19 protein-coding genes are annotated in these 17,370 nt (G+C 62.5%); 16 read left to right on the top strand and 3 right to left on the bottom strand.

Features of this window, described 5'->3' with window-relative positions; genetic code table 11:
* Positions 1–574 precede the first annotated feature (574 nt).
* The 5 genes from V3W39_RS30575 (at position 575) to V3W39_RS30555 (ending at position 4,087) form a co-directional block, all read left to right on the top strand.
* On the top strand, positions 575–1,723 hold the full coding sequence (locus tag V3W39_RS30575) for an amine dehydrogenase large subunit (RefSeq protein WP_177049016.1): 1,149 nt from the start codon (positions 575–577) through the stop codon (positions 1,721–1,723).
* Between the two features lie 12 nt (positions 1,724–1,735).
* Positions 1,736–2,275, top strand: coding sequence for a MauE/DoxX family redox-associated membrane protein (locus tag V3W39_RS30570; protein ID WP_330213962.1), 540 nt, complete (start codon positions 1,736–1,738; stop codon positions 2,273–2,275).
* Positions 2,276–2,278: 3 nt separating this feature from the next.
* Positions 2,279–2,899 carry a methylamine dehydrogenase accessory protein MauD gene (mauD, locus tag V3W39_RS30565; protein WP_177049014.1) on the top strand — a complete coding sequence of 207 codons (621 nt, stop codon included), beginning with the start codon at positions 2,279–2,281 and terminating at the stop codon, positions 2,897–2,899.
* 19 nt (positions 2,900–2,918) lie between these two features.
* A complete protein-coding gene (locus V3W39_RS30560) occupies positions 2,919–3,440 on the top strand; it encodes a methylamine dehydrogenase light chain (RefSeq protein WP_003208877.1) in 522 nt (173 codons plus the stop codon).
* 125 nt (positions 3,441–3,565) lie between these two features.
* Positions 3,566–4,087 carry a cytochrome C gene (locus V3W39_RS30555; protein WP_177116242.1) on the top strand — a complete coding sequence of 174 codons (522 nt, stop codon included), beginning with the start codon at positions 3,566–3,568 and terminating at the stop codon, positions 4,085–4,087.
* A 94-nt stretch (positions 4,088–4,181) separates the two neighbouring features.
* Here V3W39_RS30555 and feaR read toward each other — a convergent pair whose 3' ends face one another.
* The 3 genes from feaR to paaY form a co-directional block, all read right to left on the bottom strand.
* Positions 4,182–5,096 carry a transcriptional regulator FeaR gene (feaR, locus tag V3W39_RS30550; protein ID WP_177049012.1) on the bottom strand — a complete coding sequence of 305 codons (915 nt, stop codon included), beginning with the start codon at positions 5,094–5,096 and terminating at the stop codon, positions 4,182–4,184.
* Positions 5,097–5,172: 76 nt separating this feature from the next.
* Complete coding sequence (gene paaX, locus V3W39_RS30545) at positions 5,173–6,096, bottom strand: phenylacetic acid degradation operon negative regulatory protein PaaX (protein WP_010173615.1); 924 nt, start codon at positions 6,094–6,096, stop codon at positions 5,173–5,175.
* Positions 6,097–6,157: 61 nt separating this feature from the next.
* On the bottom strand, positions 6,158–6,748 hold the full coding sequence (gene paaY, locus V3W39_RS30540; protein ID WP_177049011.1) for a phenylacetic acid degradation protein PaaY: 591 nt from the start codon (positions 6,746–6,748) through the stop codon (positions 6,158–6,160).
* A 361-nt stretch (positions 6,749–7,109) separates the two neighbouring features.
* Here paaY and paaG point away from each other — a divergent pair, with 361 nt between their 5' ends.
* The 11 genes from paaG to V3W39_RS30485 all read left to right on the top strand — a co-directional run bounded on the left by paaG (position 7,110) and on the right by V3W39_RS30485 (position 17,342).
* The gene (gene paaG / locus V3W39_RS30535) at positions 7,110–7,901 is read left to right on the top strand and encodes a 2-(1,2-epoxy-1,2-dihydrophenyl)acetyl-CoA isomerase PaaG (RefSeq protein WP_177049010.1); all 792 of its coding nucleotides are present in this window, start codon (positions 7,110–7,112) and stop codon (positions 7,899–7,901) included.
* 14 nt (positions 7,902–7,915) lie between these two features.
* A complete protein-coding gene (gene paaI / locus V3W39_RS30530; RefSeq protein WP_008431049.1) occupies positions 7,916–8,365 on the top strand; it encodes a hydroxyphenylacetyl-CoA thioesterase PaaI in 450 nt (149 codons plus the stop codon).
* Positions 8,358–9,569, top strand: a complete 1,212-nt coding sequence (gene pcaF, locus V3W39_RS30525; RefSeq protein WP_259201360.1) for a 3-oxoadipyl-CoA thiolase — start codon at positions 8,358–8,360, stop codon at positions 9,567–9,569. The genes paaI and pcaF overlap by 8 nt, the downstream gene beginning before the upstream one ends.
* Before the next feature lie 101 nt (positions 9,570–9,670).
* Entirely contained in the window at positions 9,671–10,996 is a 1,326-nt protein-coding gene (gene paaK, locus V3W39_RS30520) for a phenylacetate--CoA ligase PaaK (protein WP_330213961.1), read from the top strand.
* Between the two features lie 534 nt (positions 10,997–11,530).
* Entirely contained in the window at positions 11,531–12,520 is a 990-nt protein-coding gene (gene paaA, locus V3W39_RS30515; RefSeq protein ID WP_063029019.1) for a 1,2-phenylacetyl-CoA epoxidase subunit PaaA, read from the top strand.
* A 27-nt stretch (positions 12,521–12,547) separates the two neighbouring features.
* The gene (gene paaB / locus V3W39_RS30510) at positions 12,548–12,829 is read left to right on the top strand and encodes a 1,2-phenylacetyl-CoA epoxidase subunit PaaB (protein WP_003208899.1); all 282 of its coding nucleotides are present in this window, start codon (positions 12,548–12,550) and stop codon (positions 12,827–12,829) included.
* Positions 12,830–12,837: 8 nt separating this feature from the next.
* The gene (gene paaC, locus V3W39_RS30505) at positions 12,838–13,599 is read left to right on the top strand and encodes a 1,2-phenylacetyl-CoA epoxidase subunit PaaC (RefSeq protein WP_330213960.1); all 762 of its coding nucleotides are present in this window, start codon (positions 12,838–12,840) and stop codon (positions 13,597–13,599) included.
* Complete coding sequence (gene paaD, locus V3W39_RS30500; protein WP_330213959.1) at positions 13,586–14,119, top strand: 1,2-phenylacetyl-CoA epoxidase subunit PaaD; 534 nt, start codon at positions 13,586–13,588, stop codon at positions 14,117–14,119. The genes paaC and paaD overlap by 14 nt, the downstream gene beginning before the upstream one ends.
* 33 nt (positions 14,120–14,152) lie before the next feature.
* A complete protein-coding gene (gene paaE, locus V3W39_RS30495; protein WP_330213958.1) occupies positions 14,153–15,229 on the top strand; it encodes a 1,2-phenylacetyl-CoA epoxidase subunit PaaE in 1,077 nt (358 codons plus the stop codon).
* A gap of 161 nt (positions 15,230–15,390) precedes the next feature.
* Positions 15,391–15,699, top strand: coding sequence for a DUF485 domain-containing protein (locus V3W39_RS30490; protein ID WP_330213957.1), 309 nt, complete (start codon positions 15,391–15,393; stop codon positions 15,697–15,699).
* Positions 15,696–17,342 (top strand): cation acetate symporter, encoded by a 1,647-nt coding sequence (locus tag V3W39_RS30485; protein WP_330213956.1) that lies wholly within the window; start codon positions 15,696–15,698, stop codon positions 17,340–17,342. The genes V3W39_RS30490 and V3W39_RS30485 overlap by 4 nt, the downstream gene beginning before the upstream one ends.
* Positions 17,343–17,370 lie beyond the last annotated feature (28 nt).

The following is a 17,370-nucleotide window of genomic DNA, read 5'->3' as shown; positions in this document are numbered from 1 at the left end:
GGACAACTCGGTACATCAGATACACCGAGGTGATGCCATCGCCGGCAAGCCAGCTCCTACAGTGGACCGTGCCCGCTTTAGATTTTGATTTTGCCTTTGCTTCACCACACTCAGGTCGGCTTTCAGGCCGCTGTGCTTTTGCTGTTGATCTGCTTTTGATCTTGATCTTAGGCGCCCCGTTAAACCACGCTGGCCGAACGCAGGCTTTGGAGCGTGGGTAACCCGGCAGGACGCCGGGTTAGCCGCGCTGGGCCAAGGATGGCCCATCGCGGCGGCCCACGGTCCAAAGCCGGAGTGCGGGCACACCGAGCCCTAGCGAGGTGCCGAGTGGTGGGGCAAGAGCGTTTTGCTTACTTTTGCGCTCTTCAAAAGTGAGCCGCTGTAAGAGCGGAACCATAAGCGGCCATAACAAAAATAACGGATATACACCCCACCCCAAACCATTGGCACAGACACACAACCACTTGGCAGCCACAACAATTCTTGCAATCCCCCCACAAGGCAGAATCCACTTGCAAGAATCTGCCAAAGCACCCGCGATTAGCAAAACACAATAATTCAGGGAGTGCCCCTAATGCGAAGCAACAGGATCAACGTACAGTCAGCGCTGGGTCTGGGCCTGCTTGTACTCGGCTTGAACAGCGCCCAAGCGGACCTACCGCCAGACACCATCGGCCAGACCACCCTGGCCTTCCCGCCGGAGGCCCACCGCGCCTTCGTAGTAGACGTCGAATTCGAAAGCTTCGTCGTAGGCCGCGTCACCGTCGTCGACCCGGATAAAAAACGCGTCCTGGGCATGGTCCCCACAGGCTTCGCCGCCCCCTCGGCCCTGAGCCACGACCAAAAGACCCTGTACAGCGCCGATATCTACTATTCCCGCGGCACCCGTGGCGATCGCACCGACGTGCTCACCGCCTGGGACAGCTCCAGCCTATCGCCGTCGTGGGAAGTACTGATCCCGAACAAACGCGCCGAATCCCTGACCCAACGCTACGGCCTGAAAACCAGCGGCGACGACCGTTTCGTCTACGTCTACAACTTCACCCCGTCCACCTCGGTCACCGTGGTCGACACCCAGTCCCGCGCCGTCACCGCCGAAATCGCGATCCCCGGCTGCGTGCTCAACTACCCGGTCGGCACCCGCCGTTTCGCCTCCCTGTGCGGCGACGGCAGTCTGCAAGTGGTCACCCTGAATGACCAAGGCCAGGAAACCTCGCGCAACCGCACCCACTTCTTCGACCCCAACGCCGAGAAGCTCAACGAGCGCGCCGTGAACGTAGGCGACACCTACTACTTCACCACCACCACCGGCACGATACGCCCCGTCGACTTCTCCGGCGATGCCCCGAAAATCCTGCCATCGTGGTCACTCACCACCGATGCAGAAAAGAAAACCGGCTGGGCCCCGGGTGGCTGGCAACTGATGGCCGTGGCACCAAAGCTCAACCGTATGTACGTGCTGATGCATGACAACCACGAACCCATGAAGTGGGAAGACCCAAGCACCATCATTTGGGCCTACGACCTCAAGACCCAGAAAAAGATAGCCACCCTGGAAGCCCCGACGCCGGTCTGGAGCATGCAGGCCACCGGCGACGACAAGCCCCTGTTGCTGGGCGCCGACGTCGAAGGCGGCTTGCAGATCTTCGACCTGAAGACCAACAAACTCACCGGTAGTATGGCCAAGGTGGCGAAGACCGCCACCCAGATCATGAGCTACTAAAGAGGTTCGGCCATGCATATCGACCCGATCTTCATCATTGCCAGCGCCCTCGCCATTGCGGTGTTGCTGGCCAGTGCCGCAACCCACAAGTTGCGCGCACCGGCACGTTTCGCCCGGCAACTGGCGGACTACCAGTTGCTGCCCGAGGCATTGACCCGTCCCGGCGCCCGGGTGATTCCGGTGCTGGAGTTGGTGATTGCCTTTGCCCTGCTGGTGCCGGCCACTCGTTCCTGGGCAGCCTTCAGTGCCGCCGGCCTGATTGTGCTGTACGCCGCCGCCATCGGCATCAACCTGTGGCGCGGCCGCCGGGACATCGACTGTGGTTGCGCAGGCCCCGACCAGGCGCAGCCGTTGCGACCGATCCTGCTGCTGCGCAACGGCGCACTGGTGGCCGTGGCCTTGCTGGCCTGCGTGTCGCCGATTGCCCGTGACCTGGGTTTTTTCGACGGTTTCGTCACCGTCGCCGCCAGCGCCGTCGCGCTGCTGATTTACGCCGCCGCCGATGGCTTGCTGGCGAACTCCCCTCTTCTGCTCAAACTGATTGGTAGGTGATCAATGGAAGGCCTGATTGTTTCTAACGTACTGCTGTGGGTCCTGCTGCTGGCGCTGGCGTTCGCCGTGATGGGCCTGGTGCGCCAGATTGGCGTGCTGCACGGGCGCATCGCCCCGGCTGGCGCGCTGATGGTGGACAAGGGCGTGGCGGTGAATGAGCCGGCGCCGCAAGTCACTGCTTCCGACCGCAAGGGTCGCCCGGTGAACTTCGGCTATGCCGGTGAGAAGAACCAGTTGCTGTTCTTCCTCTCGCCGACCTGCCCGATCTGCAAATCCCTGTTGCCGGCGATCAAATCCATCGCCAAGGAACAGGCCGACCGTCTCGATGTGGTGTTTATCAGCGACGGTGACATGGAAGCCCAGCAAGCACTGATCACCGAGCACAAGCTGGACGACGTCACCTACGTGGTCGGCCCGGAAGTCGGCATGACCTACCAGATCGGCAAGCTGCCGTACGCTGCACTGATCGACAAGAGCGGCACCTTGCGCGCCAAGGGCCTGGTCAATTCCCGCGAACACCTGGACAGCCTGTTCGAAGTCGAACACCTGAAAAGCGCCACGCTGCAGCAATACCTCAACAGCCAGCCGCAGCCCCACGACCACAGCCACGGCCATAGCCACTGATTAAGGCAGGGAGACTCTCATGAAATTGCTGGATCTGTTATTCGAGCGCTCGACCCGTCGCCTGGCCGACACCACGTCACGGCGCAAATTGTTGGCCCGCATGGGTTCGCTGATGGTCGCAGGCGCCGCGTTGCCCCTGCTGCTGCCCCTGGACCGCACCAGCAAGGCGCTGGCCGCCGATAACCCGAAAGCCGGTGACCCGGGCGACCCGAACAGCTGCGACTACTGGCGCTACTGCTCCATCGACGGCTTCCTGTGCAGTTGCTGCGGCGGGTCGGTGACGTCCTGCCCACCGGGCACCGAGGCGTCCCAGGTGACCTGGATCGGCACCTGCCGCAACCCGGCGGATGGCAAGGACTACATCATTTCCTATAACGACTGCTGCGGTAAGCAAAGCTGCGCCCAATGCGCGTGCACGCGTAACGACAGTGAAGAACCGGCGTACCGGCCGTTCAACAACAACGATGTGAACTGGTGCCTGGCGGCCAAATCCCACATCTACCACTGCACGGTCTCGATCATTCGCGGCGTCGCGGTTTAACTCACCCTTGTGCCGAGGGAGCTTGCTCCCGCTGGAGTGCGAAGCGCTCCCAAAGATCTTGGGGCCGCTGCGCAGCCCAACGGGAGCAAGCACCCTCGCCACAGGTCAGTGCAAAGAGGCTTGTCATGCGTACGTTGTTTTTGCTGAGCTTGATGTGTGTCTTCGCCGCCCCGCTCGCCCAGGCCCGGGCGATTCCCAATCCGAACCAGAAGCACGCACCGGGTAATGAGTCGCCGCAAACGCCCATCGCCCAGGCCGGGTACAGCGTGGCGACCAACTATCAGCTGCAGTGTGCCGGCTGCCATCTGGGCAGCGGCATGGGCTCGGCGGCGAACGACACGCCGAGGATGACCGGGTTTGTCGGCAACTTTCTGAAGGTGCCGGGTGGCCGGGAGTTTTTGGTGCGGGTGCCGGGGATGTCGCAGTCGGCGCTGAACGATGGGCAACTGGCGGATCTGCTGAACTGGCTGATGCGCCCGGACGGGATGGCGGGCAAGAGTACGCCGGTGGATTACCAGCCTTATAGCGCTGCGGAAGTGACTGAGTTGCGGCACAAGGCAATGCTCAACCTGCCGGGGACGCGGGCGGGGTTGATCAAGGAGATGCGCGCGCAAGGGATTGCGATCGAAGACGGAATGCCCAACTGAACCCTGTGGGAGCTGGCTTGCCTGCGATAGCGGTGGGTCAGCCAGGAATGGGTAGCTGACACTCCGCTATCGCAGGCAAGCCAGCTCCTACAGTTCAGGCGTGTTGCTTGCGATACTCACCCGGCGCAATGCCAAACCGCGATTTGAACGCCGTCGAAAAGTAACTCGAATCCGAAAACCCCCACGAGTACCCCAGCACCGAAAGCTTCTCCTCCACCCTGGATTGGCGCAGCGATTCAGCACACAAATCCAGCCGCCGGTTCTTGATGTACCGCGCCACCACCAAACCCTTGCGCGCAAAGATCCGGTACAGCCCGCGCACCGACATTCCCACCTCCCGCGCCAGCCATTCAGGGCACAGCTCTTCGGAGCGAATGTGTTGGTCGATGCACTCCAGGGTCTTGCGAAACACCCGCTCGTGAGCATCACCGACTTCGCCCGCCTGGCTGATGGCCGGGCGCAGCAGGTTGATGATCGCTTCCAGCGTCGCCTCGCTTTCCTGCAAGGTCAGGTTGTCTTGCTGGGTGGCCTGCAAAATCAGTTGCCGGGACAGCATTGCCATCGGCGACGTGGCCTCGATGCGGTGCCCGCATTTGACCGGGTTGAAGCGCAAGGTCTGCTCCACCAGGTACGCCGGCAGGATCAACGACAACTGCCGCGAGTTCTCGCTGTAGGTGAAGTCGCTGGGGTGCGCCGCATCGATCAGGGTAATGTCGCCGGCGCGCAACAGCGCCTTGCTGTCGCCCTGGGCCATGCCCGCCGTGCCGTCGAGCTGGAACACGGCAAAGTACTTGCCGCCCTCGCCCGCCGCGATTTGCGTGGGGGTGCGAAACAGCCGCGCCTGGCAGGCGTCGACAAAGCTGAGCTTCAGCGCGCCGCTCTGGTATTCGCGGATCTGCCCGGAAAAACCATCCCCCAGGACTTGTGCATCAAACGCGCCGCAGATCTGATTGATCTGATGGATCCATTGGTCGAACCCATCACAGCGCTGTGCAATTGAAGACATCATGTTCAGGCCTCACGCAGGCTTATTTTTATTCTCTACGCCACATCACTCCACCCGTTCTCCTGAACAGCGTCGCTCCTTATTTCAGGCCTCCGAACCGCCGGTAAAAACTTTCGCCCACGTCCGGCAACGGGCCGTCGGCAGTTTCCAGCGCGCTGTTCAGCCATTCCTCGGCCTTGGCGTAGATCAACCGGTAAATATTGCGGCACAACTGGCGGGCGGCGCGGCCTTCCCAATCGCCGGGAAGCAATTCGTCGGGCAATTGCGGGTCGCGCAGCAGTAGTTTGCGGTATTCATGAATAAGCAGGACCCGTGCCAGGAAACAATCCGCAGGCGCAAGCTGTTCCTGCTCGCGAAGCGCTTGCCAGAGCGGTCGGAACAGTTGGATGAACTCGCTGTAATGGGCCGCCAGTTCCTCGATGTTCCAGCTCTCGCGCACCTGCACTCGCAGGGCTTTGGAGGCCAGTACATCTTGTGCCGTGGTCTCGAAGACGATGGTGTCTTCCTGGGCGCCGAGGTCGAGCAAGGTGGCGTTGACATCGGCGCGGTCGCTGCGCGGGCAGGCCAGCACGGTCGGGGCTATCGCACCAAAACCTTGCCATTCCAGTTCTTCACGCACCTGTTTGCGCTTGTCCTGGGTCAGCTGTGTGAGCATCACCAGGCACCACGAACCATCCCACGCCGGCACGCTGGAGCTGTAGACCCGCTTGAAGGCCTTGTCGAAACGCCGGCGCCCGGCACCGGTCAGGCTGTAGTAGCTGCGGCGCCCGACTTTCTCGGCGGTCAGCCAGCCTTCCTTGGTCAGGCGGAAGATCGAGGTGCGGATCAGCCGTTCGTTGATGCCGATGGGCTCGAGCAACTGGATCAGACTGCCCAGCCACACCGTCCCGCCGTGGGGCTCGATGGCGTCCCCGTACAAGGTAATGATCAAGGAACTGGCGCGAATCGGCGTCTGCTCCTGGAAGCGGGTGATCAGTTGGTTCAGGGGTGTCAGTGACGACATGGGCGTACCGAGGCAAAAAGAGAAAATATACCGTTTTTAGCGGCGTCGGGATGCAGGCGATTCATGTGCCCTTGGGCCGCAGGCCGCTGTCGCTGATCCGTGGCCGGTCGGCTTCAGGCTCGCTCAGGGGGGCGCATTCCTGCATCTGCTCCAGGCAGCGCTGGGCCAGGCGCTGGTATTCGCGGGTACCGGTTTGCTTCCAGTGCACCTCTTCGTCGCTGAGGCTGCGCTTGACGCTGGCCGGCGTGCCCATCACCAACGACTGCTCGGGGCACTCGAAACCGGCTTTGACAAAGGCCGCCGCCGAGACAAAGGAGCGAGCGCCAATGCGCGCGTTGTCCATTACTACGGCATTCATGCCCACCAGCGCATCGGTGCCGATCCGGCAACCGTGCAGCACCGCGCCGTGGCCAATATGGCCGTTGCGCTCCACTACCGTGTCGCTGTCCGGGAAGCCGTGCATCACGCAGGTGTCCTGCAGGTTGGCCCCTTCTTCGAGGACGATACGCCCGAAGTCGCCGCGCAGACTCGCCAGCGGCCCCACATAGCAATGAGGGCCGATGATCACATCGCCGATCAATACCGCCGAGGGATGAACGTAGGCCGTGGGGTCGACCACCGGGGTGAGGCCGTCGAGGCTGTAGCAGGTCATGGAGGATTCCTTTTATGGCGTATTCGCAAAGCGATGCCGATCTTGGCTTATTTTGTATCACATCATTTTATAAGCACAAAGCTGAAAAAGCGTATCGCTTGGATCACCTATCGGCCAAGCAGACTAAAACGTCCTATGTATTCGGTTTAAAGCCAATAAAATATGGGATTTATCAGGTGTTTACCGGCCAACAACCTGACCAATCCATTTTCAAACCTTCCAAAACAAGACACACCAAACCAATTTTATCATTGCATTTATGTATCACGTTAAAGCTATACTCCGGCAAAACCGGCAGACCTTGCCGATCCAATAATGAGCCGGCTGACCGCCGAGCGTGCACCGTGAGGGCCTCACGACCATGAACTTCGAACACATCCTGTTTTCCATCGAGGCCGGCGTCGCCCTGCTCAGCCTCAATCGCCCCGACCAGCTCAACAGCTTCAATGCGCAGATGCATGGCGAGGTCCAGCAGGCACTGAAGCTGGTTCAGGAAAACCCCGACGTGCGCGTGCTGCTGCTGACCGGCGAAGGTCGTGGCTTCTGCGCCGGGCAAGACCTCAGCGACCGCAACGTGGCACCCGGCAGCGCGGTGCCGGACCTGGGTGAATCCATCGAGAAGTTCTACAACCCGCTTATCCGCCAACTGCGCGACCTGCCCCTGCCGGTGATCTGCGCGGTGAACGGCGTAGCCGCCGGGGCCGGCGCGAACATACCCCTGGCCTGCGACCTCGTATTGGCCGCCCGCTCGGCGAGTTTTATCCAGGCGTTCTGCAAGATCGGCCTGATCCCCGACTCCGGCGGCACCTGGACCCTGCCGCGCCTGGTGGGCATGGCCCGCGCCAAGGCCCTGGCCCTGCTGGGCAATCGCCTGAGCGCCGAACAAGCCGAGCAATGGGGCCTGATCTACCGCTGCGTGGACGACGCCGAACTGCGCAACGAAGCCCTGACCCTGGCCCGCCACCTGGCCACCCAACCGACCTACGGCCTGGCGCTGATCAAGCGCAGCCTGAACGCCAGCCTGAGCAACACCTTTGATGAACAGCTGGAGCTGGAGCGCGACCTGCAACGCCTGGCCGGGCGCAGCGAGGATTACCGCGAAGGCGTCGCCGCCTTCATGGAAAAACGCAGCCCAAGCTTCAAGGGCCGCTGAAAGGAGCGCACTGCATGACCAACCATGAAGCCATGAACCTGGCCAACCAATGCGCCCAGGCCATGTTCAGCCGCGACGCCGCGAGCCAGGGCATGGGCATGCGCCTGCTCTCGGTGGCGCCGGGCTGCGCACGCCTGGGCATGAGCGTGCGCGCCGACATGATCCAGGGCCACGGCACCTGCCACGGCGGCTACCTGTTCGCCCTGGCGGACTCGGCCTTCGCCCTCGCCTGCAACAGCTACAACGACGCCACCGTGGCGCTGGGTTGCAGCATCGACTACATCGCCCCGGCACACCTGGGCGACACCTTGAGTGCCGACTGCCGCGAGCAAAGCCGCTCGGGCCGCACCGGCAACTACGACGTCCGTATCGAAAACCAACTGGGCCAGCTGATTGCGCTGTTCCATGGCAAATCCTACAAAGTGCGCGGCACGGTGCTGGCGCAGGAGAATCCGAATGAATGACGCCTTGATCATCGACGCGGTACGCACCCCGATTGGCCGCTACGCAGGCGCCTTGAGCAGCGTGCGCGCCGACGACCTCGGTGCGGTGCCGCTGCGCGAACTGCTGCGCCGCCACCCGCAAGTGGACTGGAGCCGCGTCGACGATGTGATCTACGGCTGCGCCAACCAGGCCGGCGAAGACAACCGAAACGTGGCCCGCATGTCGGCGCTGTTGGCCGGGCTGCCGGTGAGCGTGCCGGGCACCACCCTCAACCGTTTGTGCGGCTCGGGGCTGGACGCCATCGGCAGCGCGGCCCGGGCGATTCGCTGCGGCGAGGCCGGGTTGATGCTGGTGGGCGGTGTGGAATCGATGTCCCGTGCGCCGCTGGTGATGGGCAAGGCCGAGCAGGCGTTTGCCCGCGATGCGCAGCTGTACGACACCACCATCGGCTGGCGTTTCGTCAACCCGCTGATGAAAAAAGCCTACGGGATCGACTCGATGCCGGAGACCGCCGAAAACGTCGCCGAGCAGTTCAACATCTCCCGCGCCGACCAGGATGCCTTTGCCCTGCGCAGCCAGCAACGGGCAGCGGCGGCCCAGGCCAGCGGGCGCCTGGCCAAGGAAATCGTCGCGGTGGAAATCCCCCAGCGCAAAGGCCCGGCCAAGGTGGTGGAACACGACGAACACCCACGCGGCGACACCACCCTTGAGCAACTGCAGAAACTCGGCACGCCGTTCCGCGAAGGCGGCAGCATCACCGCCGGCAACGCCTCCGGGGTCAACGACGGCGCCTGCGCCCTGCTGCTGGCCAGCGCGGAAGTTGCCAAGCGTCACGGCCTGGTTGCCCGCGGCCGGGTGGTCGCGATGGCTACCGCCGGCGTAGAGCCACGGATCATGGGCATCGGCCCGGTGCCGGCGACCCGCAAGGTGCTGGAACTGGCCAACCTGAGCCTGGCGGACATGGACGTGATCGAGCTCAACGAAGCCTTCGCCGCCCAGGGCCTGGCGGTGTTGCGCGAACTGGGCCTGGGGGACAACGACCCACGGGTGAACCCCAACGGCGGCGCCATCGCCCTCGGCCATCCGCTGGGGATGAGCGGCGCACGGCTGGTGACCACCGCCCTGCATGAGCTGGAAGAACGAGGCGGCCGCTACGCCCTGTGCACCATGTGCATCGGCGTGGGCCAGGGCATCGCACTGATCATCGAGCGGTTGTCCGACTAAAGATTCGCGATTCCCGAGGAACCTAGCGGTATCCTTGGGGCATGCACTCAAAGCCCACGGTGTGCGGTGGGCTGATACACAAAAATAATTCGAGTGAACTCATGAACATGCCTATTCCAAACGCCGTGCTTAACCCTGTGCTGGACCCGCTGGAAACCGCCAGCGTCGACCAACTGCGCGCCCATCAACTGGAGCGCCTGCGCTGGAGCCTGCGCCACGCCTACCAGAATGTGCCGCTGTACCGTCAGCGTTTCGACGCGTTGGGGGTGCACCCCGATGACATCAAGTCCCTCGACGACCTGGCCAGATTCCCGTTCACCACCAAGAGCGACCTGCGGGACAGCTACCCCTACGGCATGTTTGCCGTGCCGATGAACGAGGTGGTGCGCCTGCACGCCTCCAGCGGCACCACCGGCAAGCCGACGGTGGTGGGTTACACCCAGAACGACATCGACACCTGGGCCAATGTGGTAGCGCGCTCGATCCGCGCTGCCGGTGGCCGGCGTGGCGACAAGGTGCATATTTCCTATGGCTACGGGCTGTTCACCGGCGGCCTCGGTGCTCACTACGGCGCTGAGCGCCTGGGTTGCACGGTGATTCCGATGTCCGGCGGGCAGACTGAAAAGCAGGTGCAACTGATCAAGGATTTCCAGCCGGACATCATCATGGTCACGCCCTCGTACATGCTGAACATTGCCGATGAAATCGAGCGCCAGGGGATTGATCCGCACAAGTTGGCGTTGCGTTTGGGGATCTTTGGGGCCGAGCCGTGGACTGCTGAGTTGCGCAGTGCCATCGAGGCGCGGCTGGGGATCACTGCGCTGGATATCTACGGGCTCTCGGAAATCATGGGCCCGGGGGTGGCCATGGAGTGCGCGGATACCAAGGACGGGCCGACGATCTGGGAGGATCACTTCTACCCGGAAATCATCGACCCGGTGACGGGTGAAGTGCTGCCGGATGGGCAGATGGGTGAACTGGTGTTCACCTCCTTGAGCAAGGAGGCGCTGCCGATGATTCGCTATCGCACCCGGGACCTGACGCGGTTGCTGCCGGGGACTGCGCGGCCGATGCGGCGTATCGACAAGATCACCGGGCGTAGTGATGACATGCTGATTATTCGCGGGGTTAACGTGTTTCCCACGCAGATTGAGGAGCAGGTGCTCAAAATAAAACAGCTTTCAGAGTGTTATGAGATACATCTGTATCGTAATGGGAACCTGGACAGCGTTGATGTGCATGTGGAGCTTAAGGCTGAGCATCAGCATCTCAATGATGAGCAGCAGAAAGCTGTGGCCAGTGAGTTGAGCAAGCACATCAAGACGTATATCGGGATCAGCTCGCGTATCGTTTTGCAGCCGCTGCATTCGATCAAGCGGTCTGAGGGCAAGGCTTGCCATGTGATGGACAAGCGCCCTAAAGCATGACTGCTGCACCTTTTTGGCCCCGCATTTGTGGGGCTTTTTTTTGCTCGTTTGGGTGGGGTACATATCCGTTATTTAGGGGATGGCTGATATGGGTTCCGCTCTTACAGCGGCTCACTTTTGAACAGCGCAAAAGTAAGCAAAACGCTCTTGCCCCACCACTCGGCACCTCGCTAGGGCTCGGTGTGCCCGCACTCCGGCAGCACGAAGCGGGCCGCCGCGACGGGGCGTCCCTGCCCCGTCGCGGCGGCCCGCGGAGCAATCCCGGAGTGAGGGAACACCGAGCCTAAGCGAGGTGCCGACAGGCGGGGCAGAGCCCTTTGCTTACTTTGGGCTGGGCCGGCATTCCGGCTTTTCCAAAGTGAGTCGCTGTAAGAGCGAAACCATAAGCCGCCGTTACCGAAGAAACGGATATACACCCCATCCAAAGCGATACAAAACCCAATACCGACACTAAATTTTGTGTTTGATATTAATTTCCGTATCGCTTATAAAGTTCTCCATGCCTACGACAAAACACAAGGCGGGAGACCCCCCATGTACGCACAGCTTGTAGAAACCGGAGTAAAGCGCATCAAGGACCTGTCGGAGATGTCCGACCAGGAGCGCGCCTTCCAGGAAAAGATCGACGCCGAAATCAAAATCGAAGCCAAGAACTGGATGCCCGACGCCTACCGTCAAACCCTGATCCGCCAGATCTCCCAGCACGCCCACTCGGAAATCGTCGGCATGCTGCCCGAGGGCAACTGGGTCACCCGCGCCCCCACCCTCAAACGCAAGCTGCAACTGATGGCCAAGATCCAGGACGAAGCCGGCCACGGCCTGTACCTGTACAGCGCCATGGAAACCCTGGGCGCCGACCGCGACGAAGAAATCGCCAAGCTCCACAGCGGCAAAGCCAAGTACTCCAGCATCTTCAACTACCCAACCCTCAACTGGGCCGATATGGGCGCAGTGGGCTGGCTGGTTGACGGTGCCGCCATCGTCAACCAGGTGGTGCTCCAGCGCACCTCATACGGCCCCTACTCCCGGGCCATGGTGCGCATCTGCAAGGAAGAAAGCTTCCACCAGCGCCAGGGCTACGAACTGCTGCTGACCATGATGCGCCAGGGCACCCAGGCGCAAAAAGACATGGTCCAGGACGCAATCAACCGCCTCTGGTGGCCGTCGCTGATGATGTTCGGCCCCAGCGACGAACACTCCCCCAACAGCGCCCAGTCCATGGCCTGGAAGATCAAGCGCCAGAGCAACGACGAACTGCGCCAGCGCTTCATCGACCAGACCATCCCGCAGCTGGAACTGCTGGGCTGCACCTGCCCCGACCCGGACCTGAAGTGGAACCCCGAACGCGGCCATTACGATTTCGGCGAAATCCAGTGGAGCGAGTTCTACGAGGTGCTCAAGGGCAACGGCCCGTGCAACCAGGAACGCGTCGCCACCCGCCGCAAAGCCATTGAAGACGGTGCCTGGGTGCGCGAAGCCGCCGTGGCCCACGCCCGTAAAAAACAGAACAAGAACGCCGCCTGATCGGCCACCTGATGTGGAGTCACCGTTATGTCTGAATGGACCCTGTTTGAAGTTTTCGTGCGCAGCAAGCACGGCCTGAATCACAAACATGTGGGCAGCGTGCATGCCGCCGACACCACCATGGCCATCGAGAACGCCCGGGAGCTGTACACCCGGCGCAGTGAAGGCGTGAGCCTGTGGGTGGTGCCTTCCGCGCTGATCACCGCCTCGTCTCCGGACGAGAAAGACCCGCTGTTCGACCCCGCCGACGACAAGGTCTACCGCCACGCCAGCTTCTACGAGTTGCCGGCTGAAGTCGGGCACATGTGAGGTCGACCATGAACACTAAAACCGATCTGATCGAATACCTGCTGCGCCTCGGCGACAGCGCCCTGATCCAGGGCCAGCGACTGTGCCAATGGTGCGGCCACGCGCCGGCGCTGGAAGAAGAGCTGGCACTGATGAACGTCGGCCTCGACCTGGTGGGCCAGGCCCGCAACTGGCTGGAATACGCCGCCGAGCTGCTGGACGACGGGCGCGACGCCGATCACCTGGCCTTCCGCCGGGATGAGCGGGCCTATCGCAACCTGCTGCTGGTAGAGCAACCCAACGGCGACTACGCGGTGACCATTCTCAAGCAATTCCTCTATGACGCCTGGCACTTGCCGGTGTTGAACGGCCTGGCCCAGTCCAGCGACGACCGCATCGCCGGCATCGCGGCCAAGGCCGTCAAGGAAGTCACCTATCACCTGCGCCGCTCCGGCGAGTGGGTGGAGCGCCTGGGGGACGGCACCGAGGAAAGCCACAAACGCATGCTCGCGGCGATCCCCGAGCTGTGGCGGTTCACCGTGGAACTGACCAGCGCCGACGACAGTGAACAGCGCCTGCACGCCGCCGGCATCACGCCGGACGCGGCGCAAGTGGCTGCGGCGTGGCAGGCCAAGGTCAGCGAAATCTTCACCAGCGCCACCCTGCCCCTGCCGCCTGCCGCGAGCTACTTCTACCTGGATGCCCGCCGTGGCCTGCACAGCGAGCACCTGGGGATTCTGCTGGCGGAAATGCAATTCCTGCCCCGAGCGTACCCCGATGCAACTTGGTGAGCTGATCGCCAGCGACCAGGGCGCACGGCCGGCGCAACCCACCGACCTGGCCGCCGCGTGGGCCACCCTCGCCCAGGTCATGGACCCGGAAGTGCCGGTGGTGAGCGTGGTCGACCTGGGGATAGTGCGCGACCTGGACTGGCAGGCCGGCCATCTGCATGTGGTGGTCACGCCGACTTACTCCGGCTGCCCCGCCACCGAAGTGATCGAGGGCGATATCCGCGATGCCCTGGAACTGGCCGGTTTTCGTGCGCCGCAACTGGAACGCAAGCTGACCCCGGCCTGGACCACCGACTGGATCACCAGCAGCGGCCGCGAACGCCTGCGGGCCTACGGCATCGCACCACCCCAAGGCAGTAGCAGCAAGCGCAGCCTGCTCGGCGAAAGCCCGGTGATTGCCTGCCCGCAATGCGGCAGCACCCACACCGAAGTGCTCAGCGAATTCGGCTCCACGGCCTGCAAGGCGCTGCACCGCTGCCGCGACTGCCTGGAACCGTTCGACTATTTCAAGTGCATCTGAGGGGCCAGCGGCCCGCTTGGTTGGAGAACAACAATGAGCAAATTTCATAGCCTGACCATCAAGGATGTGCGCAACGAGACCCGTGACGCGGTGTCCATCGCCTTCGAGATTCCGCAGCACCTGCAAGACAGTTTCCACTTCACCCAAGGCCAGCACCTGGTGATGCGCACCCAGCTGGATGGCGAGGAAGTGCGCCGCTCTTATTCGATCTGCACCGGGGTCAATGACGGTGAACTGCGCATCGCCATCAAGCGCGTGGCCGGAGGGCGGTTCTCGGCGTTTGCCAATGAGCAGCTCAAGGCCGGGCACAGCCTGGAAGTGATGCCGCCCGCCGGGCATTTTCATGTGGACCTGGATCCCGCTCGCCACGGTCATTACCTGGCGGTGGCCGCCGGCAGCGGCATCACGCCGATCCTGTCGATCATCAAGACCACCCTGCAAACCGAGCCCCACAGCCGCGTGACGCTGCTGTACGGCAACCGTTCCAGCTCTGGCGCGCTGTTTCGCGAACAGCTCGAAGACCTGAAAAACCGCTACCTGCAGCGCCTGAACCTGATCTTCGTGTTCAGCCGCGAGCAACAGGATGTCGACCTCTACAACGGCCGTATCAACGCTGACAAATGCGAGCAACTGTTCTCCCGCTGGCTCGACGTAAAAGCCCTCGACGCGGCCTTTATCTGCGGCCCCCAGGAAATGACCGAAACCGTGCGCGACAGCCTCAAGGCCAAGGGCATGGCGCCGGAGCGCATTCACTTCGAACTGTTCGCCGCCGCCGGCAGCCAGCACAAACGCGAGGCTCGTGAAGCGGCGCGCCAAGTGGATGCGGAGGTCAGCCAGATCACCGTGATCAGCGATGGCCGCGCCCTGGCTTTCGACCTGCCCCGCAACAGCCAAAGCATTCTTGACGCGGGCAACGCCCAAGGCGCTGAGCTGCCGTATTCGTGCAAGGCCGGCGTGTGCTCCACCTGCAAATGCAAGGTGATCGAAGGCGAAGTGGAGATGGACAGCAACCACGCCCTGGAGGACTACGAAGTGGCCGCCGGCTATGTGCTGTCGTGCCAGGCGTTCCCGGTCAGCGATAAGGTGGTATTGGACTTCGATCAGCTTTAAGGACACACCGCTCCCCTGTAGGAGCGAGCTTGCTCGCGAAGGTCGTTAACGATGACGCGGGCAGCCTGAATCAACGCGGCGCCCTCAGGTTTTTCGCGAGCAAGCTCGCTCCTACAGGACGCAGGTTTAACCACAACAACAATAAAAAGGAGCACACCGCCATGACCCCCGACGCTATCGAACGCATCCGTCGACATCCCGATTTCATCCAGTTGGTACGCCGCAAACAGAACCTGTACTGGTCGCTGTCGCTGATCATGCTGGTGATCTATTTCGGGTTTGTGCTGCTGGTGGCGTTCTCCCCGGCCACCCTCGGAAAGTCGTTGAGCGGCGGCGTGACCACCGTGGGCATGCTGGTGGGTGTGGTGATTGTGCTGCTGGCGTTCGCGCTGACCGGCTTTTATGTGTACCGCGCCAACCATGTGATCGACCCGCTGAACGACAAACTCAAGCAGGAGTGCGCAGCATGAGCCGGCTTGTGGCGTGGTTTCTCCTGCCTTTGGCATTGGCCACCGACTTGGCGGTGGCCGCCGACAGTGCATCCCGGCCATTGAACTGGAACGCCATCGGCATGTTCCTGGTGTTTGTGCTGTTCACCCTCGGCGTCACCCGCTGGGCCGCCCTGCGCACCCGCTCCGCCAGCGATTTCTACACCGCCGGCGGCGGCATGAGCGGGTTCCAGAATGGCCTGGCGATCGCCGGCGACATGATCTCCGCGGCGTCATTCCTCGGCATCTCGGCGATGATGTTCCTCAACGGTTATGACGGCCTGCTTTACGCCCTGGGCGTGTTGGCTGGCTGGCCGATTATCCTGTTCCTGATCGCCGAACGCCTGCGCAACCTGGGCAAGTACACCTTTGCCGATGTGGTGTCCTACCGCCTGGAACAAACCCCGGTGCGCCTGACCTCGGCCTTCGGCACCCTGACCGTGGCCTTGATGTACCTGGTGGCGCAAATGGTTGGCGCCGGCAAGCTGATCGAGCTGCTGTTCGGCATCGACTACCTGTACGCGGTGATGCTGGTGGGCGTGCTGATGGTGTTCTACGTGACCTTCGGCGGCATGCTCGCCACCACCTGGGTGCAGATCATCAAGGCGGTGATGCTGCTGTTCGGTACCACTTTCATGGCGTTCATGGTGCTCAAGCATTTTGGCTTCAGCACCGAAGCGATGTTCGCCGGCGCCACCGCTGTGCACGCCAAGGGCAACGCGATCATGGCGCCGGGCGGCTTGCTGTCGAACCCGATCGATGCGATTTCCCTGGGCCTGGGCATGATGTTCGGCACCGCCGGGCTGCCGCATATCCTGATGCGCTTCTTTACCGTCAGCGACGCCAAGGAAGCGCGCAAGAGCGTGTTCTACGCCACCGGTTTCATTGGCTACTTCTACCTGCTGCTGATCATCGTCGGCTTCGGCGCCATCGTCATGGTGGGCACTGACCCGAGCTTCCGGGATGCCAATGGCGCAATCATCGGCGGCGGCAACATGATCGCCGTGCACCTGGCCCAGGCCGTGGGCGGCAACCTGTTCCTCGGGTTCATTTCGGCGGTGGCCTTCGCGACCATCCTGGCCGTGGTGGCCGGGCTGGCGTTGTCCGGCGCATCGGCGGTGTCCCATGACCTGTATGCCTGCGTGATCCGCAAGGGCCAGGCCAGTGAGCAACAGGAAATCCGCGTGTCGCGCATCGCCACGCTGTGCATCGGCGTGCTGGCGATCATCCTCGGCCTGCTGTTTGAGTCGCAGAACATTGCGTTTCTGTCGGGCCTGGTATTGGCAATCGCCGCCTCGGTGAATTTCCCGGTGCTGTTCCTCTCGATGTACTGGAAGGGCCTGACCACCCGTGGCGCGGTGACCGGCAGCCTGGCGGGGCTGGTCTCGGCCATCGTGCTGCTGGTGCTGAGCCCGGCGGTGTGGGTCAACGTGCTGCATTACGACAAGGCGCTGTTCCCGTACTCCAACCCGGCCCTGTTCTCCATGAGCCTGGCGTTTTTCAGCGCCTGGGGCTTTTCCGTCACCGACCGCTCGCCCCGCGCCGCCATTGAGCGTGGGCGTTACCTGGCGCAGTTCATTCGCTCCATGACCGGCATTGGTGCCGCAGGCGCCAGCAAACACTAACTCTCTTTATTCAACCCGGAGGAATCGT

The sequence above is a fragment of the Pseudomonas sp. Z18(2022) genome (genome assembly GCF_036346535.1).
Lineage (GTDB): Bacteria > Pseudomonadota > Gammaproteobacteria > Pseudomonadales > Pseudomonadaceae > Aquipseudomonas > Aquipseudomonas yamanorum_A.
The sequence above is the reverse complement of the archived record's forward strand: the minus strand, read 5'-3'. Positions and strand labels throughout refer to the sequence as shown.